Annotated in this window: 26 protein-coding genes; 14 read left to right on the plus strand and 12 right to left on the minus strand. The window is 43.4% G+C overall.

Annotation, left to right across the window (positions count from 1 at the left end; genetic code table 11):
* Positions 1-113 precede the first annotated feature (113 nt).
* The 3 genes from DC094_RS09130 to DC094_RS09140 all read left to right on the plus strand — a co-directional run bounded on the left by DC094_RS09130 (position 114) and on the right by DC094_RS09140 (position 2,418).
* Entirely contained in the window at positions 114-1,145 is a 1,032-nt protein-coding gene (locus tag DC094_RS09130; RefSeq protein ID WP_116686825.1) for an AraC family transcriptional regulator, read from the plus strand.
* 297 nt (positions 1,146-1,442) lie between these two features.
* Positions 1,443-1,859 (plus strand): globin domain-containing protein, encoded by a 417-nt coding sequence (locus DC094_RS09135; RefSeq protein WP_116686826.1) that lies wholly within the window; start codon positions 1,443-1,445, stop codon positions 1,857-1,859.
* 145 nt (positions 1,860-2,004) lie between these two features.
* Entirely contained in the window at positions 2,005-2,418 is a 414-nt protein-coding gene (locus tag DC094_RS09140) for a globin domain-containing protein (RefSeq protein WP_116686827.1), read from the plus strand.
* A gap of 82 nt (positions 2,419-2,500) precedes the next feature.
* On the opposite strand, the gene DC094_RS09145 is transcribed toward DC094_RS09140, so the two are convergent.
* Positions 2,501-3,925, minus strand: a complete 1,425-nt coding sequence (locus DC094_RS09145) for a 3-oxoacyl-ACP reductase (RefSeq protein ID WP_116686828.1) — start codon at positions 3,923-3,925, stop codon at positions 2,501-2,503.
* A 277-nt stretch (positions 3,926-4,202) separates the two neighbouring features.
* Between DC094_RS09145 and DC094_RS09150 the strand changes: the two genes are divergently transcribed.
* Both DC094_RS09150 and DC094_RS09155 read left to right on the plus strand, forming a co-directional pair.
* Positions 4,203-5,495 (plus strand): acetyl-CoA C-acetyltransferase, encoded by a 1,293-nt coding sequence (locus tag DC094_RS09150; protein ID WP_116686829.1) that lies wholly within the window; start codon positions 4,203-4,205, stop codon positions 5,493-5,495.
* A 307-nt stretch (positions 5,496-5,802) separates the two neighbouring features.
* Positions 5,803-6,672 (plus strand): S8 family serine peptidase, encoded by an 870-nt coding sequence (locus DC094_RS09155; protein WP_116686830.1) that lies wholly within the window; start codon positions 5,803-5,805, stop codon positions 6,670-6,672.
* 52 nt (positions 6,673-6,724) lie between these two features.
* On the opposite strand, the gene DC094_RS09160 is transcribed toward DC094_RS09155, so the two are convergent.
* On the minus strand, positions 6,725-7,531 hold the full coding sequence (locus tag DC094_RS09160) for an MOSC domain-containing protein (RefSeq protein WP_116686831.1): 807 nt from the start codon (positions 7,529-7,531) through the stop codon (positions 6,725-6,727).
* Between the two features lie 97 nt (positions 7,532-7,628).
* Here DC094_RS09160 and DC094_RS09165 point away from each other — a divergent pair, with 97 nt between their 5' ends.
* The gene (locus DC094_RS09165; RefSeq protein WP_133245505.1) at positions 7,629-8,120 is read left to right on the plus strand and encodes a hypothetical protein; all 492 of its coding nucleotides are present in this window, start codon (positions 7,629-7,631) and stop codon (positions 8,118-8,120) included.
* 76 nt (positions 8,121-8,196) lie between these two features.
* Positions 8,197-8,697, plus strand: coding sequence for an RrF2 family transcriptional regulator (locus DC094_RS09170; RefSeq protein ID WP_116686833.1), 501 nt, complete (start codon positions 8,197-8,199; stop codon positions 8,695-8,697).
* 13 nt (positions 8,698-8,710) lie between these two features.
* Here DC094_RS09170 and DC094_RS09175 read toward each other — a convergent pair whose 3' ends face one another.
* The 7 genes from DC094_RS09175 to sbcB form a co-directional block, all read right to left on the minus strand.
* A complete protein-coding gene (locus DC094_RS09175; protein WP_133245506.1) occupies positions 8,711-8,974 on the minus strand; it encodes a hypothetical protein in 264 nt (87 codons plus the stop codon).
* A 254-nt stretch (positions 8,975-9,228) separates the two neighbouring features.
* Positions 9,229-11,613, minus strand: coding sequence for an endopeptidase La (gene lon, locus DC094_RS09180; protein ID WP_116686835.1), 2,385 nt, complete (start codon positions 11,611-11,613; stop codon positions 9,229-9,231).
* Between the two features lie 129 nt (positions 11,614-11,742).
* On the minus strand, positions 11,743-11,958 hold the full coding sequence (locus tag DC094_RS22595) for a TerC family protein (protein WP_241504011.1): 216 nt from the start codon (positions 11,956-11,958) through the stop codon (positions 11,743-11,745).
* Positions 11,906-12,046, minus strand: coding sequence for a TerC family protein (locus tag DC094_RS22855; RefSeq protein WP_369406198.1), 141 nt, complete (start codon positions 12,044-12,046; stop codon positions 11,906-11,908). Before DC094_RS22855 ends, DC094_RS22595 begins: the two co-directional genes overlap by 53 nt.
* Before the next feature lie 50 nt (positions 12,047-12,096).
* Positions 12,097-13,023, minus strand: coding sequence for a DMT family transporter (locus DC094_RS09190; RefSeq protein WP_241504012.1), 927 nt, complete (start codon positions 13,021-13,023; stop codon positions 12,097-12,099).
* Between the two features lie 496 nt (positions 13,024-13,519).
* Complete coding sequence (gene ppc, locus DC094_RS09195) at positions 13,520-16,177, minus strand: phosphoenolpyruvate carboxylase (protein ID WP_255420882.1); 2,658 nt, start codon at positions 16,175-16,177, stop codon at positions 13,520-13,522.
* A gap of 94 nt (positions 16,178-16,271) precedes the next feature.
* Positions 16,272-17,699 (minus strand): exodeoxyribonuclease I, encoded by a 1,428-nt coding sequence (sbcB, locus tag DC094_RS09200; protein WP_116686837.1) that lies wholly within the window; start codon positions 17,697-17,699, stop codon positions 16,272-16,274.
* 223 nt (positions 17,700-17,922) lie between these two features.
* On the opposite strand from sbcB, the gene DC094_RS09205 reads away from it, so the two are divergent.
* The 4 genes from DC094_RS09205 to DC094_RS09220 all read left to right on the plus strand — a co-directional run bounded on the left by DC094_RS09205 (position 17,923) and on the right by DC094_RS09220 (position 22,355).
* Positions 17,923-18,642, plus strand: a complete 720-nt coding sequence (locus DC094_RS09205) for a hypothetical protein (protein ID WP_133245507.1) — start codon at positions 17,923-17,925, stop codon at positions 18,640-18,642.
* 431 nt (positions 18,643-19,073) lie between these two features.
* A complete protein-coding gene (locus DC094_RS09210; protein ID WP_158527275.1) occupies positions 19,074-20,141 on the plus strand; it encodes a hypothetical protein in 1,068 nt (355 codons plus the stop codon).
* 288 nt (positions 20,142-20,429) lie between these two features.
* Positions 20,430-21,506: a DUF3549 family protein gene (locus tag DC094_RS09215; protein WP_116686840.1), complete on the plus strand. Its 1,077-nt coding sequence runs from the start codon at positions 20,430-20,432 to the stop codon at positions 21,504-21,506.
* A gap of 273 nt (positions 21,507-21,779) precedes the next feature.
* Positions 21,780-22,355, plus strand: coding sequence for a DUF2058 domain-containing protein (locus DC094_RS09220; protein WP_116686841.1), 576 nt, complete (start codon positions 21,780-21,782; stop codon positions 22,353-22,355).
* A gap of 33 nt (positions 22,356-22,388) precedes the next feature.
* Here the strand turns inward: DC094_RS09220 and DC094_RS09225 are convergent, their stop codons facing one another.
* From DC094_RS09225 to DC094_RS09235, 3 genes are all read right to left on the minus strand, one after another.
* Positions 22,389-22,874 carry a hypothetical protein gene (locus DC094_RS09225; RefSeq protein WP_133245508.1) on the minus strand — a complete coding sequence of 162 codons (486 nt, stop codon included), beginning with the start codon at positions 22,872-22,874 and terminating at the stop codon, positions 22,389-22,391.
* Between the two features lie 196 nt (positions 22,875-23,070).
* Positions 23,071-23,544: a hypothetical protein gene (locus DC094_RS09230; RefSeq protein WP_116686843.1), complete on the minus strand. Its 474-nt coding sequence runs from the start codon at positions 23,542-23,544 to the stop codon at positions 23,071-23,073.
* Positions 23,545-23,588: 44 nt separating this feature from the next.
* A complete protein-coding gene (locus DC094_RS09235) occupies positions 23,589-23,792 on the minus strand; it encodes a hypothetical protein (RefSeq protein ID WP_116686844.1) in 204 nt (67 codons plus the stop codon).
* A gap of 225 nt (positions 23,793-24,017) precedes the next feature.
* Between DC094_RS09235 and DC094_RS09240 the strand changes: the two genes are divergently transcribed.
* From DC094_RS09240 to DC094_RS09250, 3 genes are all read left to right on the plus strand, one after another.
* Positions 24,018-24,980 carry a porin gene (locus tag DC094_RS09240; RefSeq protein ID WP_116686845.1) on the plus strand — a complete coding sequence of 321 codons (963 nt, stop codon included), beginning with the start codon at positions 24,018-24,020 and terminating at the stop codon, positions 24,978-24,980.
* 240 nt (positions 24,981-25,220) lie between these two features.
* Positions 25,221-25,952, plus strand: coding sequence for a TIGR04219 family outer membrane beta-barrel protein (locus tag DC094_RS09245; protein ID WP_116686846.1), 732 nt, complete (start codon positions 25,221-25,223; stop codon positions 25,950-25,952).
* A 95-nt stretch (positions 25,953-26,047) separates the two neighbouring features.
* Positions 26,048-26,446: a hypothetical protein gene (locus DC094_RS09250; RefSeq protein WP_116686847.1), complete on the plus strand. Its 399-nt coding sequence runs from the start codon at positions 26,048-26,050 to the stop codon at positions 26,444-26,446.
* Positions 26,447-26,475: the final 29 nt, after the last annotated feature.

The following is a 26,475-nucleotide window of genomic DNA, read 5'->3' on the forward strand; positions in this document are numbered from 1 at the left end:
TTAACAAAAGAGTTTGTCGCAACGGCGGCAGATATGGCACAATCCTGACTCTTCTCTTGCAGTTGTGTCATCAGGTGCAGTTGGGTTTTCAGGCGCAGTTGGGTCAGTAGCATATGTCGGAACTTACCGATTCAGGTGTATTACTTCGCCTGGCATTATCTGCCAGTACAGCTTTAGACATAGATACCGAGCAGCTCTATCAAGCTTGTCGACTTGATCCTGCCTTATTGAAACAAAAAGATTTACGCACACCTCATGGTGCCCAGCGCAAATTCTGGCAAGCCTTAGAAGAAATCAGCCAAGATGCCTTTATTGGCTTGCACTTGGCGGAGCATATGCCTGCCTACAAAGGTCATGTTCTGCAATACCTGTTTCTATCTAGCCCCACTTTTGGAGAAGGGCTGAACAGAGCACTGGAATATCAACGATTACTTTCTGATGCTTTTGCTGCACGACTAGAGCAATCAAGCCCCTTTAAGAATCAATGCCAGTTAGTTATCTCAGAAAACAGTGAACAACTTTATAATTTGCGTCATTTTTCAGAATGCGTAACTCTCGCTCTAGCACTGTTTTTTAAGCGAATCACCAATGGTCGTTTCCGACCCTTGTCTATTTCATTTACTCACCCAGCCCCATCCTGTACCGATGAATATCAGCGGCTACTGGGTTGTCAGCCTGAATTTTCTGCCCAACAAAACAGCATCAGCTTTGACTGTCAGCTAATGACCTTACCGTCTTCAATGGCTGAGCCAGAAATCTTGCGAGTTCACGAGCAGCTGGCTAACGAACATCTTTCCAAGCTAGAAAAGCAAGGCATTATCAGCAAGGTAAATCGCGCTATTGGTGAGCAACTGGAGAATGGTAATGTCAGTCTGGATACCGTTGCCGGCCGATTGGATTTAAAACCTCGCAGTTTACGCAGCCAACTAACCGATGCTAGTGCCAGTTTTAATCAGCTATTAGCGGACTACCGTTGCTCTTTAGCTAAACGGCTGCTTGCTGGTACTGATGACTCAATCGATGAAATCGTTTATCTGACCGGATTTTCAGAGCCAAGTACATTCTACCGGGCATTCAAGCGCTGGACGGGCGTTACACCGATTGAATATCGCCGCAGTAAGCTGGATAACGCTATAGCGAGCTAGTAGCCTTCAGCCTTTGCTTTAGGCGCTCGCTACGATTTTCATCCTCCCTTAATAAAGCAACAATCTCACTCCTAGACCCCATCTAAAACTTGATTGCTTTGCAATCAATAAAATCATCAATTTATTGTTATTTCGAAGGATTTTTTTGCAAAACCCCAAATAAACAATTGTTTTAGAACACATCTCACTTTTCGATACAAATAACAAACTTGTTAATTTCAACCAAATAAAATATTTCAGCCACCTGCCTACTAAACTATGTCTTACAACTTGTTATGAGCAACACAAGAAGTAACGATGAACAATCAACAAAAATCTTTAATTGCCTATAGCTGGCATCATGCTTCGAAAGACCCCGAAAAACTCGGCAGACAGTTTTATAATAAGCTTTTTCTCAGACACCCCGAACTCGCGCCTTTATTTCCAAAAGATCTAGAAGCCCAACAACGCAAGCTAATGGAAAGTATTTCCATGCTTATCTTGGGCTTGGATGAACTAGATAATATGCTGGAACAGATACAAGAACTTGGCGAACGACATCACTTGGTTTATCAAGCAAAGCCTGAATATTACACTTTGTTTGGTCAGGTTCTGATTGAAACCATCGCACAAGCGGCAAATAGCCACTGGAGTGATGAGATTGAAAACGCATGGCAAATAATTTATCAGCTAGTTACTAACAGTATGCTGATGAGAATAAACAAAGATTTATGACATACTTTCCGATCTTTATGATGATTTACCCATGATGGTAAATCTATAACCTTTCACTCAGTTTTATCACTTTTTAACTGAACCAACTGGCATTTAATCATCTATATAGCCAGAACTTATTTCATCGCAGCTGGCTCACCAGTAAATGTCCATTCAGCGTAACCAACTTATTCAGCATAATTGGCAAGGCCTTGACGGAGTTAACCAGGGTTTTGCTGAGGCTTACTATAAAAAGCTCTTTGAGCTAGACCCAACTTTACAATCTTTGTTTCCGGCAAAAATGCAGGGACAAATAGATAAACTCAATCAGACAATGACAACTCTAGTCGATGCTATTGACCAACTAGAGTCTATGAAACCATCACTTAGAGCATTGGGGCAAAAACATTATTTCATTTATTTTGCTGAAAAAGCCCACTATCCATTGTTCGGTGAAGCACTTATTGAAACGCTCAAGCAATTCAGTGGTGATAGCTGGACTGATGAAACAGAGCAGGCGTGGAGGCATCTTTATCAGGAGTTGGTTGAAGCCATGCTAAAGGGCGCTCTTTCCTTTTAAAATCATTCTGTTGGCTAACAAAAAGGCTGCCAAAGCAGCCCTTTTGATTTCACTAACTCGGTACGAGTTCGCTAAATCCTACCTATGCACCAACAATACACTGGCCACAAACTCGAACAATATTACCAGTTACCCCAGAAGATGCTGGAGACGAGAAAAAAGCAATCGTCTCAGCTACGTCTACTGGCTTGCCACCTTGTGACAAGGAGTTAAGGCGACGGCCAAATTCACGCGTCATAAATGGAATCGCATCGGTCATTGCGGTTTCGATAAAACCTGGTGCAACAGCATTGATGGTAATACCGCGTTCTAAACGAGGGGCCATGTATTGAACATAACCAATCACACCCGCTTTAGACGTGGAGTAGTTAGTCTGACCTACCTGACCTGCAATACCGTTCATAGATGAAACACAAACAATACGACCATTGTCATTCATCACCTGCTCACCGAGCAATACTTCGTTGATACGCTCTTCTGAAGACAGGTTGATATCGATGGTCATTGCCCACCATTGAGCAGGCATATTGGCCAAAGTCTTATCGCGAGTAATACCGGCATTGTGAACCACAACATCAACACCACCGCATTCATTCTTCAGGAAATCAGCAATTTTACGCGGCGCATCTTTAGCCGAGATATCAGCTACCAGCGGCAAACCACCAATTTCACCGGCAACTTTTTCTAACTGCTGCGCTGCTGGTGGAATATCGAGAACAACGACCTTAGCACCATCACGCGCCATAACACGTGCAATCGACTCACCAATACCACGTGAACCACCGGTAACCAGAACAACCTTTCCTTCTAAAGGTCGCGCCCAGTTGGTAGGCATTGCTACTTGGTCAGATTTCTTAACAGTGATTACCTGTCCAGAAACATAAGCAGACTTAGCTGATAGCAGAAATTGCAAAGAAGAATTCAGTTCTTGATCAGCGCCGTTTTCTACATAAACGACCTGGCAGGTCGCGCCTTTCTTGCCAATTTCTTTAGCAATTGAACGACTAAGACCTTCAATACCACGTTGCGCAGCTGCTGCTTCTGGTGTTGCAGCTTGCTGAGGTGGACGGCCAATAATGATCACACGTGCAGATGGAGCTAAATTACGCAGTACTGGATGGAAAAAGTCATATAACTCTTTCAAGCCTTCAGTTGTTTTAACGCCTGTTGCATCAAAAACTAAAGCACGGAACTTCTCTTTTACATGGCCTTTTTCGGCATGTATCTGACGCGCTTCGATATTTGCGCCAGTAATTGCATCGGAGACCACACCGGATAACAGTGTGTTCGCTGCAAAATAAACCCGTGCTTCTGAATCCTTCAGATTGGCACAAACCTGATCCAGCAATTCAGAGCCCTTGGCAGTACCCAACAGCAAATCACCTTTAAAAAAGGTTTTCTGAGCTGGGTTAAAGCGTCTTAGTTCAATCGGAGTTGGTAAACCCAGATTGGCCAGCACGCTGCGCCCCAGGTTGGAATTGGACATCTTCTGGATGAAATCACTCATGGCTGGGAAATCCTGTTCTTAATCTTGTTTGATTTATACCCAAACTACCTAAAGGTGCAGAGTACGGGAGAGTCTTATAAGTTGCTTAAATATGCATAAGCCGTCAGTCGACGGATTACATCAGGTTGCCTTGGAGATTGGATTGACCAACTATCATTTGATCTTTGTCAATTCAGCCAATGCCGATACATCATTATTCCCTAGACTCGGTTTAATCGGATACTGCCAGTAATCGAAAAGAATACTGGAAGATATAGAACAAGAGCCAGGAATCCATATGAATACAAAGGTAAGAAGAGTTGCGATCATCGGCGGAAACCGCATTCCGTTCGCCCGTTCAAACAGTGCTTATTCAAAGGCAAGCAACCAACAAATGCTAACTGCGGCATTAAATGGTTTGGTTAACCGCTGCAAGCTGCAAGGCGAACAATTAGGTGAAGTTGTTGCTGGTGCGGTTATCAAGCACTCACGTGACTTTAACCTGACCCGTGAATCTGTGTTATCGACCGCACTGGATCCGAATACCCCTTGTATGGATATTCAACAGGCATGTGGCACTGGTCTACAAGCCGCCATGCTGGTTGCTAATAAAATCGCCCTGGGACAAATCGATGCAGGTATCGCCGGTGGTGTTGATACCACTTCCGATGCACCGATCGGTGTTAACGAAGGCTTGCGTAAAATCTTACTGGATTTAAACCGCGCTAAAACTTCAGGTCAGAAAATTTCTCTGATCGGAAAATTGCGTCCTAAGCATTTAGCACCTGCAGTGCCTTCTAACGGCGAGCCTCGCACCAAGCTGTCTATGGGTGGTCACACCGAACTTACCGTTAAAGAGTGGGACATTAAGCGCGAAGATATGGATGAACTGGCTGCAGTCAGTCACAAAAATCTACACCGTGCATATGAAGATGGTTTCTTCAAAGATCTAGTCACTCCATTCAATGGTCTAGAGCGTGACAACTGTATGCGCCCTGATACCACTTATGAAAAGCTATCTACTTTACGACCGGCTTTTGATAAGAAAGCTGGTCGCTTGACTGCAGGTAACAGCTCGGCATTAACCGACGGCGCTTCGGTTGTTTTATTAGCCAGCGAAGAATGGGCTAAAGAACACAACTTACCAGTTCAGGCTTTCCTGACTTTCTATGAAACAGCAGCAGTTGATTTCATCGGTAAGAGTGACCCGCACCGCGAAGGCCTGTTAATGGCTCCAGCTTATGCTGTGCCGAAAATGCTCAAGCGCGCCAACATGAAATTACAAGATTTCGATTTCTACGAAATCCACGAAGCATTCGCCGGTCAAGTTCTGGCTACCATGAAATATTGGGAAGACGAAGACTTCTGTAAGAATAAGCTTGGCCTGAAAGCACCGTTAGGCAGCATTGATCGTAGTAAATTGAACGTTAACGGTAGTTCACTGGCTACTGGCCACCCATTTGCAGCAACTGGTGGTCGTATTATCGCTACCTTGGCGAAAATGCTGGAACAGAAAGGCTCAGGTAAAGGCCTGATCTCAATCTGCGCCGCTGGTGGACAAGGTGTGACTGCGATTCTAGAAAAGAATTAATGCGTAAAATGCAATTCTGAAAAAATAACAACAAGATAGAACAAGAATAAAAAATCAGAACTTGCAATACTTTAAGGCCGCTTTTTAGCGGCCTTTTTTAATAGCCGTAGCTACTCGACGAAAATCAATTTTTTTCAATTTACTGAATCACATCAAATTAAAAGCTATTTGCGTCACATTTCTCTTGTCGACTAATTATCCTATTTAAAAAAACAATCCATTTATTAATTTTTCTGCCAACTAGTTCCACCGGCCAAACAAATCACTGCCTATAACTTTGATAACTTGAAACAAGAAGGTATCTGGCATGTTTAAGGGTTTGGTTGTATTAGCATCAGTCACATTGGCAACAGTTACAGGTTGTGGTGGGAGCAATCAAAATGAGCTTGATGACCAAGTCATCCCTAGCATGCAACAAAATATACCATTGGAAGTTTTTATTACTGATACGTTTATTCCAAGAGAAGGCTATCCCAACCAGTTATCTCACGGTGAACTAGTACTTCAAATTGCAAGTGGCCAACATTCTTTCGAACTTACACCTCAAAACAATGTAACTTTCCATCGCAGCACCTCTTTGTTTCCCGACGTGCTTTACAATCAACCTAGCAAAACCTCAGTGATTAATCGTAGTTTTTCACCTTCTATTATCGACAATAATGTGCGTAGAGATATAGATGGAATTGCAGCACTAGCAATTTCTCCATTGGTAATAACCTCCGCAGGAAATACTCAAAATACCTGCACTCCAGAAGCAGCAGAGATCGGCAGAGCTTCCGGTTTATACCTTCCTGGCACACCTCTTTATCGTGCTTGTGATATGGCCATGGTAGCTGCAATAGACAATGGAGAGGACAGTAATTGGATCGTTGTCGGGCCAGATTTTTCCTTTGGCCAAAAGCCTGGAGCAGTTTTGAAACACCGATGGATAGGCGCACCTTATAATTTCCACCTTTTAGATACTAATTTTCAGGGCACCAGCTTTGGCGCACCTTTTGTTTCAGCAATGGCAATAGAAATTTTGCAAAAAATACCAAGCATTACAGCCGAAGAAGTAGCAGAAATTATTTTTGAAACTGCAATAGATATGGGTGAGCCCGGCGTTGATGAAATTTGGGGGCACGGTATCATTAACCCTGAAGGAATACGTGCACAGATTATTCAAATGGGCTACTAACGATTACGATTAATTTTCCGAGAGTATTCCTCTCGGAAAACTCAACACCAGATCAATTCAAACCTAACAGCTTAATTTCATTTCCCACTGCAATCTCACCTTCTTTGTGATGCACCAAGTTCTGCCCAAAGAAAATACCTTTATGGCCAAATAAATCGCGACGATATTTAGCCAATGCAGTTAGCGGGTCGATTTTATCTTGCATTCCGGTATCAGGGTTAACCCGCAACATAACGCATCGACTGCAAGGTTTAACTACTGAAAACTCAATATCATTTATTTGCAGTTTTTTAATCGTATCTTCAGCAAATGCTTCACAATCATCAACCACAATATTTGGCCGGAATCTGCGCATATCGACGTCTTCTGATAAATGCTGATTAAGATCATCCAACGAAGATTTTGAAATTACCAGTAACGAAAAACCATCTGCAAATCCAACGTGATTGCCCTGCTCTGCGTACTTCAGGCTGACCTGACGTAAACCATGATCTGGCATAAAGACCATGGTTGCAGGCTCTCCTAAGTACTCGCTCCACCACTGCGCAGCTTGCTGCCCACAATTTTCTGCTAAAACTTGATCACCCCAAACTTCAACTTGAATATCCTCACCCAAACCATCACTAACAATTTCCAATTCGGGCATATTTGGGGCATTCAACAAAACACCTGAGTCACTCAAATGTGGTTGAATCATGGCCATTTTGGAATGTTTGCGCTGGGTCAAAAAACTCCCGTTAGCATCGACTATCATCCAACGGCGATCCCACTCAAGTCCAAATCGGCCGACATTGGCTTTGGTCAAAGCAATCCCTCGACAGGACTTTACTGGATAGATGAATATTTGATGTAGCTTCATGGCACAGATCTCAGGTTCATGAATATTGATAAAAGATTATCAGATACGAATCAAGCTCAATAGAACCGACTATCATTCACCTCAGGTTCAAACAAATTTGACTCAAGCCATGGAAGTGAACTTTATATTGCGTTCCGATGTACTCCAGATAGTGGATCTGGGATTGGACAACACCGACCAGCAATCTTCAATATGTTTTGAAGCGTTACCTGGGCAGTGGCATGCAGATGTAGAACGGCGGGATCTAGGATCCAGCTGGGGAATGCGCCCCGCTTTTCTTTTGGCGTGGCATGAGTCATTGGGTAAGCCAGACAGTCGAGATAAGCACTGGGCTCCTCTCGGAATAAGATTACACAGTGAAACCGGCATAATTGCCGTCTCTGATGATAAATTCATCAAAGAAGACAATCTTCAGTTGTACCAAGATGCCATCGATTTACTCGAAGAATCGGACTTTTTAGCGCTAACAGCAAATGCTATTGGCCTTGAAAGTGCGCTTAGCCATGGTGATTTTCCTCTCTCAGCAATTCGCGATGAAACAAATAGAATTCAAGCGATCTGCATAAACTTTGGGCTAGCAGCCAGATAACAACGGAAGGATATCGTTGACGGGGCAGGTTCGAGGCACATTTGTCTCGCCCGTGATTCTGGCAGAGGAATAAACGATGCATCTCACTAAACACACCAGCTACGCAATACGCGCACTGGTATATACCGCATTAAAAGACACCAGCAATGAATTAACAACCATTGCAGAAATGGCTGAGACTTATCAGATATCACGTACTCACTTAATGAAAATCGTCAATCAGTTAGCTAATAACGGGCTGCTAAAAACCCGTCGCGGCAAACATGGCGGCCTTCGTCTGGCACGTGCTCCTGAAGAAATCATGCTGGCAGAGGTGGTTAAGTTAATGGAACCAGGAATGGAAATCATTAGCTGCGCAGACAGCAATGATTGCACTATTTACGAGCCTTGTTCATTGCGCAATATCTGGAAAACAGCGACTGAAGCTTTTATGGGTGAATTAGAAAAACACACCTTGGCTGACATCCTTAAAAATCCAGAAATGATGGCTGCACGATTAGGGATTGCTTACAAAGGTGAAATGGCAGATATTTCTGAGCTGCCGCCTATCACTGCTTGTGGCGCACTACCTTGCTAATTTTTAACAACGTTTAATGCTTAGATTGGCTTTGTGTAAAGCGAATTTGTTGCATTATTAATTGTTGAAAATGATCAGACCGAGCTGCCAGATCCCTGTCAGCTCGGGCATAACGAGCTTGAGATCGAAACTGAGCCCAGGCTCGTTGCACTACTAAGCGCACTTCAGAAACAGTTAATCCGCTATGCAAGATTAGCTGCTGTTCAATTCCTTCAAGTTGCTTAACTGCGACCCTCTCTTGATTTACCTTGGCGAAAGCCACAGGCATAAGCGCCATAACTGAAAAGCACATTAAAAAAGAAATAAATATTAATCGGATAAAAACCGGTTTATCTACCTTTGTTTGCTTAGCTGTATAACTCGAAAAATTCAGCTTTAACCGGCATGATGAAGTAAGCATTGTTCCAATAAAAAACCAGAGCAGGTGTTATCCATACTCTGGCTTTTGATCAGTTAAAAAACCATGTTATAAATCAGCTATGCTTGCAACATCACAAGATCTAACTAACCAACTTATCGATTATGTGATCTTTATCCAAAAACCACATCTGCGACATCTTGATATTTCTCAGCAAAATGAACTGTCATACCTTCTTTAATGTATTCAGGCAATTCTTCAAAATCACCTCGATTCGCATCAGGTAAAATCAGTTCAAAAATTTTCACTCGCTTGGCTGCAATTACTTTTTCTTTAATGCCACCAACCGGGAATACTAATCCAGTTAATGTCAACTCACCCGTCATCGCAATGCCGGGCTTTGGCTTACGACCTGTCGCTAAAGAAATCAGCGCAGTCGTCATGGTAACGCCAGCACTTGGACCGTCTTTTGGCGTTGCGCCTTCTGGAACATGTAAATGAACAAATGACTTATCAAACCACTTTTGATCAATATTGAAGTTTTCAGTACGCGAACTGACAAAGCTATAAGCAATTTCTGCCGATTCCTTCATCACATCGCCCAGTTTTCCGGTTAGCTTTATGCCAGCTAGCCGCTGATGTACTCGAGCCGCTTCAATCGCCAATGTCGCACCGCCCATTGAAGTCCACGCCAGTCCAGTCACGATACCTATACCGGCAAGGCGCTTGTCGGGCGTGAAATATGGCTTACCCAGATAATCTTCCAGCTGACGGCCAGAAACGCTGACTTTTTGCTTCGGATTTTCCAATACTTTAACTACTGCTTTACGCTGGATTTTATGCAGTAATTTTTCTAGATGACGTACACCCGCTTCTCGGGCATAACCTTCGACCAACTGTTTTAATGCGGTATCAGTTAAAGCAATTTGGCTTTTCTTTAAACCGGTTTTTTTCAACAATTTTGGCCATAAATGTTTTTTAGCGATTGCCTGCTTTTCACTCGCTAAATAGCCAGATAATCGAATCGTTTCCATTCTGTCTAACAAAGGCCGAGGAATGGTATCCAATTGGTTGGCAGTACAAATAAACAATGCCTTGGATAAATCGACCCGCAAATCCAAATAATGATCGAGGAATTCACCATTTTGTTCAGGGTCAAGCACTTCGAGCAACGCCGATGCAGGATCGCCTTGGTAAGACGCGCCCACCTTGTCTATCTCGTCTAGCATAATTACTGGATTAGCCGTTTCGACTTCTTTCAGTGCCTGAATCAACTTACCTGGCATGGCGCCAATGTAAGTTCGGCGGTGGCCTTTAATTTCAGCTTCATCACGCATGCCACCTAAGCTAAAGCGATAAAACTTACGCCCTAAGGTTTCAGCAACTGATTTACCAATTGAGGTTTTACCAACACCCGGCGGGCCGACTAACAACATAATTGAGCCAGATATTTCACCTTTCAGCGCACCAACGGCCAAAAATTCAATAATCCGATCTTTAACATCATCTAAGCCAGTATGTTCTTTATCTAATACTTGACGGGCACTTTTTAGATCAAAGCTGTCTTTGCTGACCACACCCCAAGGAACATTCGTGATCCAATCGAGATAATTTCGAGTTACTGCATATTCTGGCGAACCTGTCTCTAACATCGATAATTTATGCAGCTCTTCTTTAAAACGCTTGGCCACCTGTTCGGTTGGCTTTAACTTGGCCATTCGCTCTTCGAATTCATCAACATCCGAACTGCGATCATCTTTGGAAATACCCAGTTCGCGCTGAATAATTTTTAATTGTTCACGTAAGAAAAATTCGCGCTGACGATCATTAATCTTGTTATTCACTTCCTCACTGATCTTATGCTGCAATTGAGCGACTTCTAATTCTTTACGCAACAGTAGCAGTACTTTTTCCATTCGCTTGATCAGCGGGAGGGTTTCTAAAACCTGTTGTAAATCTTCACCTTTAGCAGTAGTGATTGCTGCCGCAAAATCTGCCAAGGGTGATGGGTCATTAGGGCTGAAACGATTTAAATAATGTTTGAGTTCTTCGTTATACAGCGGATTTAACGGTAGCAATTCTTTAATCAATTTAATTAAAGCAAGCGCATAGGCCTTTAGCTGGTCATTATCTTCAACCGGTTCTTTGGGGTACTCTACTTCAACCAGATAAGGTGCTTTTTTACTGATCCAGCGCTTAATTTTAAAACGCTGCATCCCTTGTGCAATAAATAATAATTTATCGCCATCTTCATGAACATTATGCAGCTTAACCGCACAGCCGATATCACGAAAATCTTCAGGATTTACTGGCTCGTCTTCACCATTGCTACTGGCAAAGCACAGGCCTAAAACCTGGTGATCGGAATCAGAAACGCGCTCCACCGTTTCTTCCCAATGATCACGTGAGATCACCAAGGGTTGAACCTGGGCTGGAAAGTAAGGACGATTGTGAGAAGGGATTAAATAAACGCGAGTGGGAAGTGCCTGGTTTGGCAGGATCAGGCCGGTTTCTTCTTTTTCGATGACCACGTCATCATCATTGGATAGATTGCTCATAGCTTCCTTGGCAAAAACACTGCAATACCAATTTAGATACGGCCAACCGACGAGAAATTCAACTTAGAATCTCTCCGCCGGTCGTTCGGAAGCTTCAAATCAGGCGTTTTTTTTATGTGACTTCGAAATTCAGCGAATATTGAGTATTTCAACATCTAATGAAAACGCCATTGTAAAGTAGATGTAGCCCTTGGGAATATGGAAATCCAGACCTTCACCAACCAATACCAGACCAACCATAATCAAAAAACTCAGCGCCAGCATTTTCAATGTCGAATGCGTTTCAACAAAATCACCAATCGGTTTGGCTGTAATCATCATCGCCAAGGCAAACCACTCGGCCATGTTGGCGCTGGTGTTCAGGCAATCTGCTCACCAGCATCGAAATAAAAATGATGTTATCGATCCCAAGTACAATGTCCAGCCCGGTCAAGGTTGCTAATGCGATGCAGGCTTAGAGGTTCATAAATCTACTCGAACATCTTACCCTTCGCTTTGCAGCAAGTTATTTTTTTGATCGATCTGTTTATTTTTTTTACGTCCCGGTAGCTGGCTAATCAACACGCCGATGCCAATCACCACCACGGCGCTAATTTGGCCAACAGTGAGTACTTCACCCAACATCGACACCGCAAGAACTAATGTAAATACTGGAATCAAATTAACGTAGGCCGATGCGCTGGCAGCCGGTATGTGGCTAATGCCGTAGTTATAGCAACCGTAAGCGCCCAATGTGACGATAGCGCCCAAATAGAATAAAGCACTGCCCGCTTCAAATGTGATGCTAGATGGAAAACCTTCCCAAAGCGCCAGCGGCAAGAAAAATATGGCACCCACCCAAGCCTGAACCGCAGTAATAAATAAAGCAGAATATCGGTTGGATAATTTTTTAACCAAAACAGTATAAAAAGCCGCACAAACCATGGCTAACAATTCATAAAAATTACCCAACAATGGATTGGGTGCTGATACGTCTTGCTCAGCCATCACACTTAAGTAAATCACACCAACAAAGGCAATAAAGAAACCAAACCAGCTGCGACGACTCACCCGTTCGCCTAACATGAAAAATGCTACTACACCAACCATTAATGGCAACATAGCGGTAATCATTCCAGCTTGCGATGCACTGGTTAACTGTAATGCCCAAGCTTCGAAAATAAAATAAATACAGGGTTCAAAAAAAGCCATCGCAATGAGCCACTTCCAGTCTTCCAGTCGAATTTTTGCTGGTTTGAAGAGTTTCCACATCGGTAGAAAGATAATCGCTGCAATCAACATTCGACAAAACACCACCACCATCGGTGTCATGGTTTGCAGTGCGATTTTCATACCTATAAACGAACCACCCCAAATGAACATGGCAAATAAAAGTGCCATAATAGGCAGGTAAGAACGGGAGTTTTTCACAAATTTGATCATCAAAAAAATTCAGTCTGCCATTCTATCGTTATTGTTATTTGAAAGCAGCCAGCTTGAGTAGCTGTTTTTATAACACCGATCAAAATTTATGATTAATTAACTGAAAGTAGTGCGTTAGAAGTATTGGGAATGCTTTGCTAGTTTTATCAATAGAAGTATTAAGTCGCTAGAAATTTTAGTTTATCTATTTTGCAGGATGCATTCTGACCACAAGGATTCGGTCTTTGTTTAAGGAGTGTTCTATCTATGTTAAGCCCTTCGCCAGTATTTACTACATCAATCGGCCTGCTCGCACTTGCCCTGTTAATTCTTTATAGCGCGAGTGGATTTATTTTGGGCTAGTCATCTCTAACTTTGAATCTTAACATTTTTTTCTGCAACGGAAAGCAGCAAATTAGAGCAGATGCTCCTGAACAATCATGCTGTCCAGCAGCCGGGCGCGCGGCCCGGCAACTTTTTTAACTTAATTCTATTTGCAAACCCATCAACCGGTATTTCTCATGCCTGCTGCAATGCCTGCAATCGTTACTAGCATCGCCTGTTCGACTTCTGTGCTTTCACATGAGATTGCTCTACAGCGAGCCATTAACTCAGCTTGCAATAAATGCAATGGATCAACATAAGGGTTTCGAACATCAATTGAGCGCTTCAACACCGGATTACCTTGCAAAATATCCTTACCGGTAATTTCTGCCAGCACCTGCTTGCAATGCTGTAAATCTGCTCGTAATTGACTACCCAACGGCTGAAGTTCTGCAGGAACCAACTGCTGTTCGTAATAACTAACAATTGCTGGTTCTGCTTTAGCCAATACCATTTCCAACATGCCCGCAAAGCTTTTAAAGTAATGCCAGTTTTGCAGCATGTCACGTAGCGGCTCGACACCCTTTTGATCTACTGCGGCTTGCAGCGCTTTGTCTGCGCCTAGCCATGCGGTCAGCATCAAGCGAACTTGTGTCCAGGCAAATACCCAAGGAATAGCGCGCAAGCTTTCCACACCTCCATCGGCTTTTCGCTTGGCCGGTCGGCTACCCAAACTTAATCTCTGCAATTCTTGCTCAGGCGTTAATGCTCGGAAATAGGGTACAAATTCTGGCTGCTCTCGAATTACCTTGCGGTAAGCGGCCACTGACTCACCAGCCATCAGGTCCATCATTTCGCGCCACTCAGCCTTTGGTGCCGCCGGTGGCAACAAAGTTGCTTCCAAGGTCGCTGCGGCATATAGCTCCAGGCTTCGCTGGGCAATGCCCGGCATTCCGAACTTGAACTGGATCATTTCACCCTGTTCAGTTACCCGAATACTGCCATTTACTGAACCTGGAGGTTGCGACAATAACGCCGCATGGGCTGACGCCCCGCCACGACTTACCGAACCACCGCGACCATGGAACAAAGTCAGGTGCACCGACTCATCTTTGCAGATTTTGATCAAGGCTTCTTGGGTTTGATATTGCGCCCATGAAGCCGTCAGGAAGCTGGCATCTTTTGCCGAATCGGAGTAACCGATCATCACTTCCATTTCGCCCTGAATATCATCTTTGTAATAAGGAATATTCAGCAGCTGCTGAATAGTCGCTGGTGCGCCGCGCAAGTCATCCAATGTTTCAAATAAAGGCACCACTCGCATCGGCTGCTGTACCCCCATGATTTTTTGCAGTAAGCGAACTGCCAGCACATCTGATGCAGAAGTCGCCATCGAAATCACATAGGCGCCCAAGGCATTCGCAGGTTGATCGGCAATCAGCGCTAAGGTATCAAGCACTTCTTGAGTTAACGGTGATGCTGGGAAGTTACGATCAATCAGCGGGCGATTGAATTGCAGCTCTCGAAGCAAAAACTCCAACTTCTGATCTTCATCCCACTCCAGATAACTGCCCAAGCCAATGTGCTGGGTAATTTCATCGAGTGCCATTGCGTGGCGAGTGGATTCTTGGCGAATATCCAATTTCATCAGCGCTAAGCCGAAACAGGCGACACGGCGGATCAAATCGGTAAGTGAGCCCTCAGCAACTGACTTCATGCCACAACTTACTAACGAGTTGTAGCAAAGCATCAAGTCATCTAGCAGCGATTGGTCATCCAGATAAATGCCTTGGGCATCACCGACTTCACCCATCATTTTTGATGCGGCCCAATCACGGGTTTTTTCTAGCCGATCGCGAACACCGCGCAAGAATTGTCGATAAGGTTCGCCATGGCTGCCGGCTCTTTCTCGCAACTCTGGTGAGCAAAGATTCATCGACAGATCCATTCGTAATTCCTGAATATCAGTAATTAACAGATCAGCCGATTTCCAACGCGCCATCGCCAGCACTTCTTCAGTCACTCGATGGGTTACATTCGGATTGCCGTCTCTATCGCCACCCATCCAAGATGCAAAGCAAATCGGTGCGGCGGTTAACGGCAATCGCTGGCCGGTATATCGCTGCAATACTCGGTCCAATTCCCGCATAAAATCTGGAAGGGTTTTCCAGAGATCTTGCTCGATACTGGTATGGCCCCAGCTGGCTTCATCTTGAGGGGTTGGCTTCTGACGGCGAATTTCATCGGTTTCCCAGCAAGCAATAATCCGTCGGCGCAGCCGATCAGTCTTATTACTGCGCTCACTAATCGTCAGATCAGTGCGATCCAGCTCCAACAAAATATTGCCGATTTCTTGGTACTTTCGAATCAAAGTCCGCCGCGTGACTTCAGTAGGATGCGCAGTAAGCACTAACTCTACTCGCATTTCCACTAGGGTTTTTACTACCTGTTCAGGCGCGATTCCGGCTTTTAATAAACGAGGCACCAGCTCATCTAAAGAACCATCCTGCGGCGGTGTACCGGCTTTTTGTCGATAACTACGACGGCGGCGAACTCTGTGAGCTTGCTCGGCAATATTGGCGTAGTTAAGGAATTGGCTGAAGGCACGAGCGACTGGGAGTAACTCATCTTCTGGCAAATTTTTGAGGATTTCTGCCAGCCCTTGGCCACCTAAAGGCTGATCATCATCGCGGCTTCTGGCGTGTTTAGCCAAATTGCGAATCGCTTCGATCTTGTGAAATACCGCGTCACCGGCTTGATGGCGAATCGTATCGCCGAGCATTTCACCTAAACGGCGAACATCTTCGCGCAGGGGTGCATGAACGTCTTCTGTGGACACTGGCTGCTACCTCAATTTCTAATATGAGCAATAGCAACCAGCTTACCCTGCATTTTTGACAACTATCAATCAAAGCGCCAAATCACCGCTCGCTTTATGACGAAAGCCCGGCATTGTGTGACAACTGCTGCGCCCATTCAGCCAGTGGTTGCTGCAATGGATCACCAGCTTCCAGTTCATTTAGCGCAGCCTGAAAATCTTGCATCGAGAAATCACCTTCTAATAACTGACCACGACACCAAGCTTGCCAGCGTAATTGTTCTTCTTCAGTTAAAGTTTCTGGCCAATTTCTGGCGCGATAACGAAATAGCATTTCTGGTAACCGAGCATCCTGAAAACCCGGTGGTGTATCACGCAAACTTTCAGGTGATAAACGATGAACCTGGTCGATTAAACGCTTATCCATCGTATTAAAAAAACCACCGCTATACAGCTGTTGCTCTGGGTCCAGTTGTTTGTCCGATTTGTGAGAAAAAACTATTTTTAATTTATCCCATAGTGCCTGCTGATTACCGGCCAATAATTCGGTTAATTTCTGCCAGTGTTGTTGGCATAACTGGCGGTCGATATTTAATCTTTCTGCAGCTGTTTGGTCGAGCATTTTAGCTGGCAACAATACCGGACTACGGTTTAAATGCACCGTTTTTAATGGCACCCGAGGTTCATTTTCTGATAATTCTGCGGCAGGCGTGTAAAGTCGGCGGGCAATTTCTTCCGCAGGCAAATCAAATAATAATTGTGGGTCGCTGGTTAAATCGAACAACACCATGCCATTAGGGTTTTCTGGATGTTTAGCAATCGGCGCGGTTAACGCGGCAAAACCCTTATCTCGACCGAACATGCCAGAAATATGCAGCATTGGCCGACAATTTTTTAAATCAATTAACTCAGCGACTTTTCTTTTAAATCGTAAACCATAGCAATAATCATAAAGTCGAGGCTGGACCGTTTTAATTTTCTTAGCTAACTCAATGGTCGCTCGTACATCGGCGAGGGCATCGTGAGCATCGGCATGGCCAATTCCATTAGCTGGTGCTAATTGGTCTAGCTTCATACTGACCTTGCCATCGACTTCAGGCCATACCAGCGTTTCTGGCTTCAGTGCATAACACAAACGCACCATGTCAATAATATCCCAGCGGCTATTGCCGTTTTGCCATTCTCTGGCGTAAGGGTCAAAGAAGTTTCGATATAGCGCATGGCGAGTTACCTCATCATCAAAACGAATCGAGTTATAACCCACCCCACAAGTGCCAGATAGCGCCAGCTCTTTTTCAATCCGCTGGATAAACTCAATTTCACTCAAACCTTTTTCTGCCGCCATCTGCGGCGTAATACCGGTAATTTTACAAGCAATTGGGTGCGGCAAGCGATCCTGTGGCGGCTGGCAATAGATCATCAAAGGCTCGCCGACAATGTTCAGATTTTCATCGGTACGAATTCCGGCAAACTGCACCGGACGGTCTTGGGACGGCTTCGCACCGAAGGTTTCATAGTCGTGCCAATAGAGGGTATTGCCCATAACATTTCCAAATAACAAGTCGTGGCAAATCTTGCCAGATTTAGTGGTTGGTCGTCCAATCTAGCAATCAGCTGTCTGATTTTGATAAAGACAAGCTGATTAAAAGTCATTACTGTAGAGCACGAAGTTCCTATAGATTGCTCTGCCAGACCATATGCTGGGAATACGATCATTTGTTAAATTACATTCAATCGACCCGATTCTGGTAAGAAGGTTTGAAAATTTGGGGAAATGGGATGTAGGACTAAGAAAAGAGCTTAGTGTTGATCAGATGGTACATAGCATTCTTGATTTCCCGTTCCATCGTTTGCAGGAAAGTCTTGGTCCAGAGCGTGCAGCAACTGCAATGACGACTATTTTTTCTGACTTTGATAGCACCAGCACTAACAAGACTAAAGGTGCTGTCGGTCAATATTTGGTATTAGCCAACCTGTTGAAAGATAGTGAAGTAGTCATTCATAACATAGAACGTAACCTAGACGTTGTTATGGTTGCAGGTGAGGCGCTTAACATCAGAAGGGTTGATATTCAGGCATTAGTTGGGGGTGTGCTAAAGGATATTGAAGTTAAGGTTTTCCTTGAAAGAACCTGGCAAGAAAATTTGCAGCAAAGCATGAAATTCGTAGCCTCTGATCCAGCTAATGGTACAAGGAATAAAGCAGGCCAACTATTTAATGATATCGTTGCATTTTCACAGGGGAATACAGGGAAACAGTGGCACTTTTTGCCTAGTGTTAATGCAACTTCAGAAGATATTCTTGAGTATATTAGACAGCAAATTCTCGATCCAAGCATATCAAAAAACTTGCAAAGGCTACTTGCGAATGGAGAAGACTTAACTCCGTTTGAGTGGCTCCAAAGAGTGGATACGCTAATTGAAGAAATGGATGAGGCTGGATTTGTTGTTGTAAACTCACTAAATGTTCTGGTAGGTGATAAATGAATATAATTCTTCTTCATGTGAGCTCGGTTTTTTCTGGGTTAGAAGGTTTTCCCAAGATTATTTTTTCAAAGTATGGAGGAGGGGCATATAGCCTGAATGACAAAGTATACTGTCATAAATATGATTGTTCTTTATATAAAGGATGTATTAGGCATAGATTTATTAATAAAATTTTCTCTTATGAGAGAGATGGCGCTAGCCAACAAGACTACATTTATCGACTTAGTGATATAAATGGGGAAGGGTGCGACCTACTTTCTGAACATGAAATTGCTATTGCTCATAATAATGCAATGAATCAAAATGAGAGTGAGGTGCTTTATTATAGTAGCTTGTCAACTGGGACAATTGTATCTTTCGAAATATCAGAGAATAGACTTAGAAAGTCAGTTATTAGGGGAGGTTTTTGGTGTCAAGTAGGTAACAATATCTTGAAGATGGATAGAAAAAAAACGATTCATTTATCTGATGTGGCTTTTGATAAAAAATGGAATATTGAGCTAGAAAAGCGAGTTAATTTCAGGAAAGACGAAAATCTGGTAGCAGTCTCATATAGCGAGAGAGTTATAGTAATGTTAGGGCATCGCTCCAACCAGCAAATTCCGTTAATTGATTATCACGGAAAATCAGTTCATCCAGATATTTATAGCAACTCCGAAATTACCAGCTTTACACTGGAGAATGGTCAGCCAAACTGGTCACATATTACCAAGTACACTATTGATGGTTGGCAGCTGGTTGAAGAGCAAGTGTTTTTAGCAACCAGCAATGGTGTTGAAGTACTGGATGCTCACTCAGGCAAGGAGTTACGCCAGATAGATTTTGGTTGGGATAACCATTACTGGCAGGCTGATGGGGCAGGTCTTTATGTATCTGAACAGTACGTTATTTATGGGCATTCCTTTCAGAAAAAATTGCTAATTCTCGATCGTTTTGATCTGTCGCTGATTCGTGATGTCGAGTTATCGGAACACTGGTTTCCGCAAGCGCGTTTTAAGCCATTTTACCACCAGCACAGCAACAAGTTATATCTGAATTTAAAAACCGATCAACTGGTTGCTGAGAACCAGGTATTATTGGAAATTGACCTAGCAGATATTCATGCGCCAGTGGTATTTGAAAACGAACCTGAATTTGTAATTCGTCAAATCCCTTCATCGGAAAATTCACAATGGCATAGTATCGAAATTAATTGCAGCGACCCCGCTTACGATGATGATTTTGATACCGTATTACGTTTTGCAGATCGGCATTGCCGTGATCAGGCGTATATCCATGCAACTTGTACGCTAACCAAACATTTCAGTCGCCACAAAGACAGCGTGGATGAAAAATTCGATGGTAAAGTTTACTTTAACTACCAAGGAAAACAAAAAGATACTGACCTGGTTCAGCAAAGATTGGTAATGATGGAAAAACGCTATGCTCGCTGGATTGAAGATGAAGAGGTTTTTTCCGTTAATGGTTACTGCCAGTTAATCACTGACCACCAGCATTAATCACCAGTCATCAGTATTTTCGGTGAGATTAAAAATTAAAGTGCCTGATTGCGATCAGGCTTTTGAAAATTAAACCAGATCTGTTTTGCTTTTCCTTTTACCTGTCGGGCGTCTACCCAGTCAAAGCTTCTGCTATCCAAGCTGTTGTTTCTAGTTAGCGAGAAAGTCATGCTTGATCATTCGTCGGCCACATTCAGACGATTGGCCGTGAAATAACTGAGTGCCTCCAATCAAGCCATCTCGGTTCAGTTTTGTTAGAATCGCCGTTTTGCCCGGATTGGACTCTCAATGAACCCTAGCGCCAACACCCTTTCCAGTATCAGTGGCTTTTTGCGCCATATCGGCTGCCAATCCTGCATTCTCGATTTGAATCGTCGAGTCAGCCCACTTACACCGGAGGTGTTTGAAGGCTTTGAAAATGGCCAGATACCCTACCCGCTCCCACTGCAACGCAAAGCCAACTTTGCCATTTTGCTGTGGAGTGAAGATCAGCCAGAACAGCACCAGATCTGGTGTTTAAGTTTCCCACTGGATGAACATGGCTGCATGCAGCCCAATGAACGGGACGGTTTTTTACACCAGTTACTGAATCAGTTGGGCACTAGCCTTCAGGCAATTGCCGAGGGTGAACATACTCAAGACCAGATGAATGAGAGCAAATGGGGCATTCGCCCATCGGAACCAGTACTGGCTATGATTCATGCTCACTTTGGCAAAGCGCTGAATATGGAAGCTTCACCAGCAATGAAGCAAGTTGAAGACTTTATTTTAAATAATTCCGGCGACTGGCAGTTTTTACCTTTTCAGGGTTTTGCCGATTTCGCATTAAAGTCTGAAGCAGATTACGCTGAAAAAATTGATCAATTAAAAGTAGAGCCACTTAGTGCCCTTTGCCAATGCCTAGAGCACTGCGACCTGAATGATGATTTGGTTGAAGCTCTAATTCGTAGAATCAGAAAAAGCATTAAGCAATCACAGCAACAGGAATTTATTCCTATGTTGTTACGCGCAATTAGCGCTAGTCAATCTGCAACGTCTGTAGCGGCCCGGCAAAAGTTGATTAGCCAATTATTACAACAAGCAGAAGTTTCTACTGAGTTACTCATTGTGATTGCCAGCCGTTGTTTTGAGGATTTAAAACAAATTGAAGTGGCACAGGCATGGCTGGAAGCCATGGCCAATCACAGTGAAAGCGCTCGGTTATTCAGCCCATTATTGGCAGAGACGATGGCAATTCCTGGCGTGCGCGCGCCATTAATGCAGGTATTACGTTCAACCGAACGCAGTGATTCATTAAGTAAAGCAACCGGTGAATTTTTTGCGATGCAAATGGCATCGTTACAAGCTAATGGTGCTAAACACTAGCTCAGACGCTAGCGTTACTCTCCATACTCATTCCTTGCTAGTCAGGCCGTGTGAAAACCGGCTTGACGGCAACAAAACGTTCAATAAAAAATCATTCACCATTGGTTTTCTTTGAATAGAATTATTAGATTTCCATCATGTACTTACCTCTTGTCGACATGACTATTGATGATTCTTTGATAGCAATCCTCATAGGAAATCTCTGCTCAGGACTTGCGATCTTCGCTGCTGGCTATATATTTCTCTCAGATTTCTTTGAAAGTGCAGAACCATATGAGCAATTCCCTTCAGGATCAGCTGCTGAGGGCCGGGCTGGTTACCAAGCAAAAGGCCAAGCAGGTTAAATCTGGCAAGCATAAGCAAACCAAGCAGGTGCTGAATCGCAAGAAAGATGAACGCAAGCCAGTTGACCCTATGCAGTCAGAAGCAGCCGCGCTGAAAGCCGCACAGGCTGAACGTGACCGTGAGCTCAATGAGCGTCGGGAAGCCGCCAAGAAGCAGAAAGCCCGCGATGCACAAATGCGCCAAATCACCAAAGAGCACCGTAAGAACAAAGCAGGTGCCGAGGAAACGTTCAACTACTCCAACGGTGAAAAGATTTATACAGTGCATGTCACTGGCGAGCAGCGTGACCTTCTTAAGGCGGGTCAGTTAGGTGTGGTTAACTGGGGTGGTGAGTATCATATTCTGGCAGCCGAGTCTTGCTTAAAAGTGCAAAACATTTCACCTAAAACCTTTGTCTTTTTGAATGATATTGTTAAATCTAAGGATGATGCTGCCGTTGATAAAGATGATCCCAATGCAGATCATTATTCTCAATTTGAAATTCCAGATGATCTTGACTGGTAAGTTGATATTTAAAAGCCCGAAATCCGGGCTTTTTTATTTCCTGATTGCCTGATCACTTAACCGGAAAAAAACAAACAACAATAAAACAATAACAACAGTCATCAACAATTTTCCACCGCCATATTGAAAACCCTTCTCAGCAGTCGATAAACGCTTCACTGTCACGGTAAATCGCAATTGGTCCGTTTGGCCTGCTGTATTTTTTGCAGCAACAATGACTATATCTTCTCCAAAAAACTCTGGTTCTGGCTGATACAACAACTCAACCTGATTGGCTTTTGATACTTTTAGCGAAACAACCGCTTGAGTGGCATCAGAGCTGACCTGCCACTGAATAGGCTCTATCAGATCATTACCTGCAGAAAAAACCGCTAATGTTTGTAACTTTGAATCTGCTGAAACACTATATGAATGTACTTGAACCGGTTTGATCTCTAACGGCGCAGCTAGCTCAATACTCAAAGCACCCATCGGTAGCATGAAAAATAAAGCGAATATAATAAAATTATTTATCTTCACCCTAACCTCGCTTTAATCGCAACAAATATTGCCAGAGGCACTGTGCTAAATAACAGTGCGGTTAAAGCATAGGAAATAATTTCGCTCAATAATGTGCTAGTTCATTGAATCAAAGTGATTCGTTTAAAAAAATTGTTGAAGATAAAAATGAGACCCAGCACAGGTTTATGTTGGTTATCGAGCAAGGAAGCAGTAACTACCCTGCTTCCTGAAGTTGTTTCAAATCTTTTAACAGCTCAATGGTTCTTTGAAGAGAAACTTCTGTTCCTCTCTCATCCCAAAGCGCAACTAGCTGCTTGCCTCTTTGGGAGATCGTCAATTCACCATCATGTTCTACTAACCAACGGCCAAAAAAATCAGATACTGGTGATTCAGGTTGATAACCACAGGGCTGCATCTCTTCAAACTGATCATATGTCGCACGCCAATGTCCGACCGCTGACATTGGCAAAGCTAAGCAATATTCTGCTTTCCCGGCAGACATATTGATGGCAACTCGACCATCAGGTTTCTTCACTCGTGGAATTTGAACGAGTAAGCCCGCTTCTCTGGCCATCTGACGAAACTTTAATTGCTTAGCTTCTCGACCTCTCGGTATCAGCCCCCAAATAGGATAAAGAATTAATGAACCTATTAATGGCACCAGCCACCACAACGCATTACCGCTCAATAGTTACTCCTGTTAAAACCCAATGTACTTAAAACCATTTCAGCTTATTGCTGCTCAATGATTACACCTGTTAAGGCTTGTAATTTATCGATTGCTTGCTGCCAACTATAGAGATCTGGCAAGGCTTCTCCTGCAGGATTTGCAATCAAATATCCCTGCAAGTCCAGTTCGAGTGTCTTAGGGTTGATCTCTCCCTGTTCCAACAAACTCCAACCAGTTCCCCCATATGGAAAGGCATTAGCGATCATACTGTTTATCTCGCTGAAGACATCTGGATTTGTATCGCATTGTCGCGCGATTTAGTGCCAGTGAACAGCACTGCTTTTGTCTTCTGATCAACATTTTTACACTTAAAAGCAAATGCGAATTACTCTCATTGCTGTTTATTTTTGGAGATGGTTACTTTAAGATGCCTCGCTATCAGCCGGTGACCTGCTTCCGGCCATAAAAAAGTGTCTGTTGGAGAAGTACCCATGTTCAAAAAGTCTCTTCTGGCAATTGCCATGTTCCCTGTCGCCGCAATGGCTGATGCCAACATTACTGTTCCTATGGAATTGGAATATAACAACCTATATAGCGCTGAAAGTAATGCAGATGAAAAGGCGAATTTATTCGCAACTATCGAACCAGAAATTACTGTGGGTATTACTGAGCAGTTAAGCTTCTTTGGACAAATCGCTTTAGAAGAAATCAATGAAAGTGAAAATAGCGACGATCGCTATCTGGAAGATCACGGTTTCTACATTAACGAATTCAAGCTGCAATATGACACTGAGCAATTTGGTGGGTTTATTGGTAAAACCGGCATCAATTTTGGTACCGGTTTTGATGCTCCAGGTATTTTCACTTCTGGCTTTGCGGGCGACTATGAAATTACCGAACAAATTGCTGTTGGTGGTTACTTCAATACAGGCTCGATCAGTATCAGTGCTGGGGTATTCCATGGCGATAGTAATTTAGACAAGCGCTATATTGAATCTGTAGAACGTTCGGGCTCTCCTGATAACAAGTTCGCTTCCTATGCAATTGCTGTAGATAGTGAATTTAAAGCACTGACGATTCATGCTGCTTATGCTGATTTTGACAACGGTGATAATACTGATAACACCGACGCGTGGGTATTTGGCTTGGGTCACAGCTCAGAAATAGGCGCTACTGAACTAACACCTATGCTGGAAATTGCTACCGATAAAGATGATATCAATTACCTAACTGCTGCGATCGAAGTCGCTTCTGGTCCAATAAGTGGCGTTGTTGGTTTTAGTAGTACCGATGATGCTGATGATAAGACTCGTCAACTAGAAATTGCTGGCGGTTATGCGCTGCAAAATGGGTTAGAGCTAGGAATGGCTTTTGCACAAAAGCGTTCAGGTAATGGCGATAAAACCAACATTATTGGTTTGATTGCTGCTTATGAACTGTCTTACGATCTATAAATGTAATTATCTCAGTTAATCAGCTGCTTCGACTGATTAACTAAATAGATTTGCGCAAACCAGCAGTCTACCGACTGCTGGTTTTTTTATGCCCTTCATAGTCTTAATCTGTCTTTTCACAACTTTCTTCTATACTAATTTTTACAGCATTAATCGTTCTGTTTCTCATCAATAGAGTTAGAGCTGATACCTTTTCAGCTCACAATTCAGTTTTATCATAATTAATATTCGGAAATATCTATGAAGAAGTACCTTGCCGCATTTGCACTCATAGCGCTTACCACCTCCGCCTTTGCCGAAGATGAACCCTATTCATTCAAAGTAGAAATCGGAACTTGGAATCATGGTTTTGATGGTTATTATTCTGCTGGCCCAGATAACATCAATTTAAAGCATGAAGACGAAAGCCAAGGAGTGGTTGGTTTTGAAATTATTCATCAGCTACCACTGATTCCAAACCTGAAACTTCGCCACACAGAAATTGATACCAATGGTGGTGGCTCAGCTTCTACCGAAATTGTCTTCGGCGATCAAACTTTCACGGCCGGCACTCAGTTAAATTCAGTTATTGATATTCGATACAGTGATGTAATCATGTTTTATCGAGTAATCGATACATTTTTCCAAGTTGATGTCGGTATCACCACCAAGCTAGTTGATGGCGAAATCAAACTCTCAAACTCAACCAATAGTCGGCTCGAACGTTTTGCGAGCCCTGTAACTATGGGCTATGTCGGCTTCCAACTCAGCACACCGGTTGATGGCCTCAGTCTGGATGCCCATGGCAGCTTGCTAGATATCGGTGTCCATAATATTTCAGATTATTCAGCTCAAGTTTCTTACGAGCATGCTTCTGGCTTTGGTGCCAACCTCGGCTATCGTGTAATAAATCTAAAAGTCGATGGCCTTGATGGCGTAGATGCCGATGCAACCATTGATGGTGCTTATCTAAACCTCAGTTACGCCATGTAATTCAGCTCTTTTCACATTTGCCCCCCACTACTGCTTGGGCAGTTGCGGGGGCGATGTTATCCTCAGTAGACTAAAGCCAATAACAGGGACTAATTGTGCGCCTGCTTCTACTGACCTTGATCCTTTCTTTAACTACTGCCTGTGGTTACAAAAATCCAAGAGACGCCAAACTTACCGACCAACTGATGACCTATCACCGGATGGTTCGCGGTAATTCGTTTGACCAAGCTGCCCTCTACTACCACTTATCTCCAACACATCTCACCACAGAACAGCGCGATGCGTTCGATGGTATTCGTATTACTGGATATGATGTATTAGTTCGAAATAGTGAAGACAATGGCAATAAGCTCAAGCAAGTCGTCAAAATCCGCTATGTTGATGAAGGCACTCAAAAAGAACATTCTCTAACTGACGAACAAACTTGGCTATGGAATAAGGAAAATAAACGCTGGTATTTGGACGGTGAACTACCTCAGTTTGTCACTGAATAAAATTTGAAGTTTTATTAACCATTACCAGA

This window comes from Pelagibaculum spongiae (assembly GCF_003097315.1).
In the GTDB taxonomy this organism is placed as follows: domain Bacteria; phylum Pseudomonadota; class Gammaproteobacteria; order Enterobacterales; family Pelagibaculaceae; genus Pelagibaculum; species Pelagibaculum spongiae.

Bases quoted from the DNA above. Each gene is read 5' to 3' on its own strand.
- DC094_RS09130 (WP_116686825.1), top strand. From the start codon at position 114: ATGTCGGAACTTACCGATTCAGGTGTATTACTTCGCCTGGCATTATCT.
- DC094_RS09135 (WP_116686826.1), top strand. From the start codon at position 1,443: ATGAACAATCAACAAAAATCTTTAATTGCCTATAGCTGGCATCATGCT.
- DC094_RS09140 (WP_116686827.1), top strand. From the start codon at position 2,005: ATGTCCATTCAGCGTAACCAACTTATTCAGCATAATTGGCAAGGCCTT.
- DC094_RS09145 (WP_116686828.1), bottom strand. From the start codon at position 3,925: ATGAGTGATTTCATCCAGAAGATGTCCAATTCCAACCTGGGGCGCAGC.
- DC094_RS09150 (WP_116686829.1), top strand. From the start codon at position 4,203: ATGAATACAAAGGTAAGAAGAGTTGCGATCATCGGCGGAAACCGCATT.
- DC094_RS09155 (WP_116686830.1), top strand. From the start codon at position 5,803: ATGTTTAAGGGTTTGGTTGTATTAGCATCAGTCACATTGGCAACAGTT.
- DC094_RS09160 (WP_116686831.1), bottom strand. From the start codon at position 7,531: ATGAAGCTACATCAAATATTCATCTATCCAGTAAAGTCCTGTCGAGGG.
- DC094_RS09170 (WP_116686833.1), top strand. From the start codon at position 8,197: ATGCATCTCACTAAACACACCAGCTACGCAATACGCGCACTGGTATAT.
- DC094_RS09175 (WP_133245506.1), bottom strand. From the start codon at position 8,974: ATGGCGCTTATGCCTGTGGCTTTCGCCAAGGTAAATCAAGAGAGGGTC.
- lon (WP_116686835.1), bottom strand. From the start codon at position 11,613: ATGAGCAATCTATCCAATGATGATGACGTGGTCATCGAAAAAGAAGAA.
- DC094_RS22595 (WP_241504011.1), bottom strand. From the start codon at position 11,958: ATGGCCGAGTGGTTTGCCTTGGCGATGATGATTACAGCCAAACCGATT.
- sbcB (WP_116686837.1), bottom strand. From the start codon at position 17,699: ATGGGCAATACCCTCTATTGGCACGACTATGAAACCTTCGGTGCGAAG.
- DC094_RS09215 (WP_116686840.1), top strand. From the start codon at position 20,430: ATGAACCCTAGCGCCAACACCCTTTCCAGTATCAGTGGCTTTTTGCGC.
- DC094_RS09220 (WP_116686841.1), top strand. From the start codon at position 21,780: ATGAGCAATTCCCTTCAGGATCAGCTGCTGAGGGCCGGGCTGGTTACC.
- DC094_RS09235 (WP_116686844.1), bottom strand. From the start codon at position 23,792: ATGATCGCTAATGCCTTTCCATATGGGGGAACTGGTTGGAGTTTGTTG.
- DC094_RS09240 (WP_116686845.1), top strand. From the start codon at position 24,018: ATGTTCAAAAAGTCTCTTCTGGCAATTGCCATGTTCCCTGTCGCCGCA.
- DC094_RS09245 (WP_116686846.1), top strand. From the start codon at position 25,221: ATGAAGAAGTACCTTGCCGCATTTGCACTCATAGCGCTTACCACCTCC.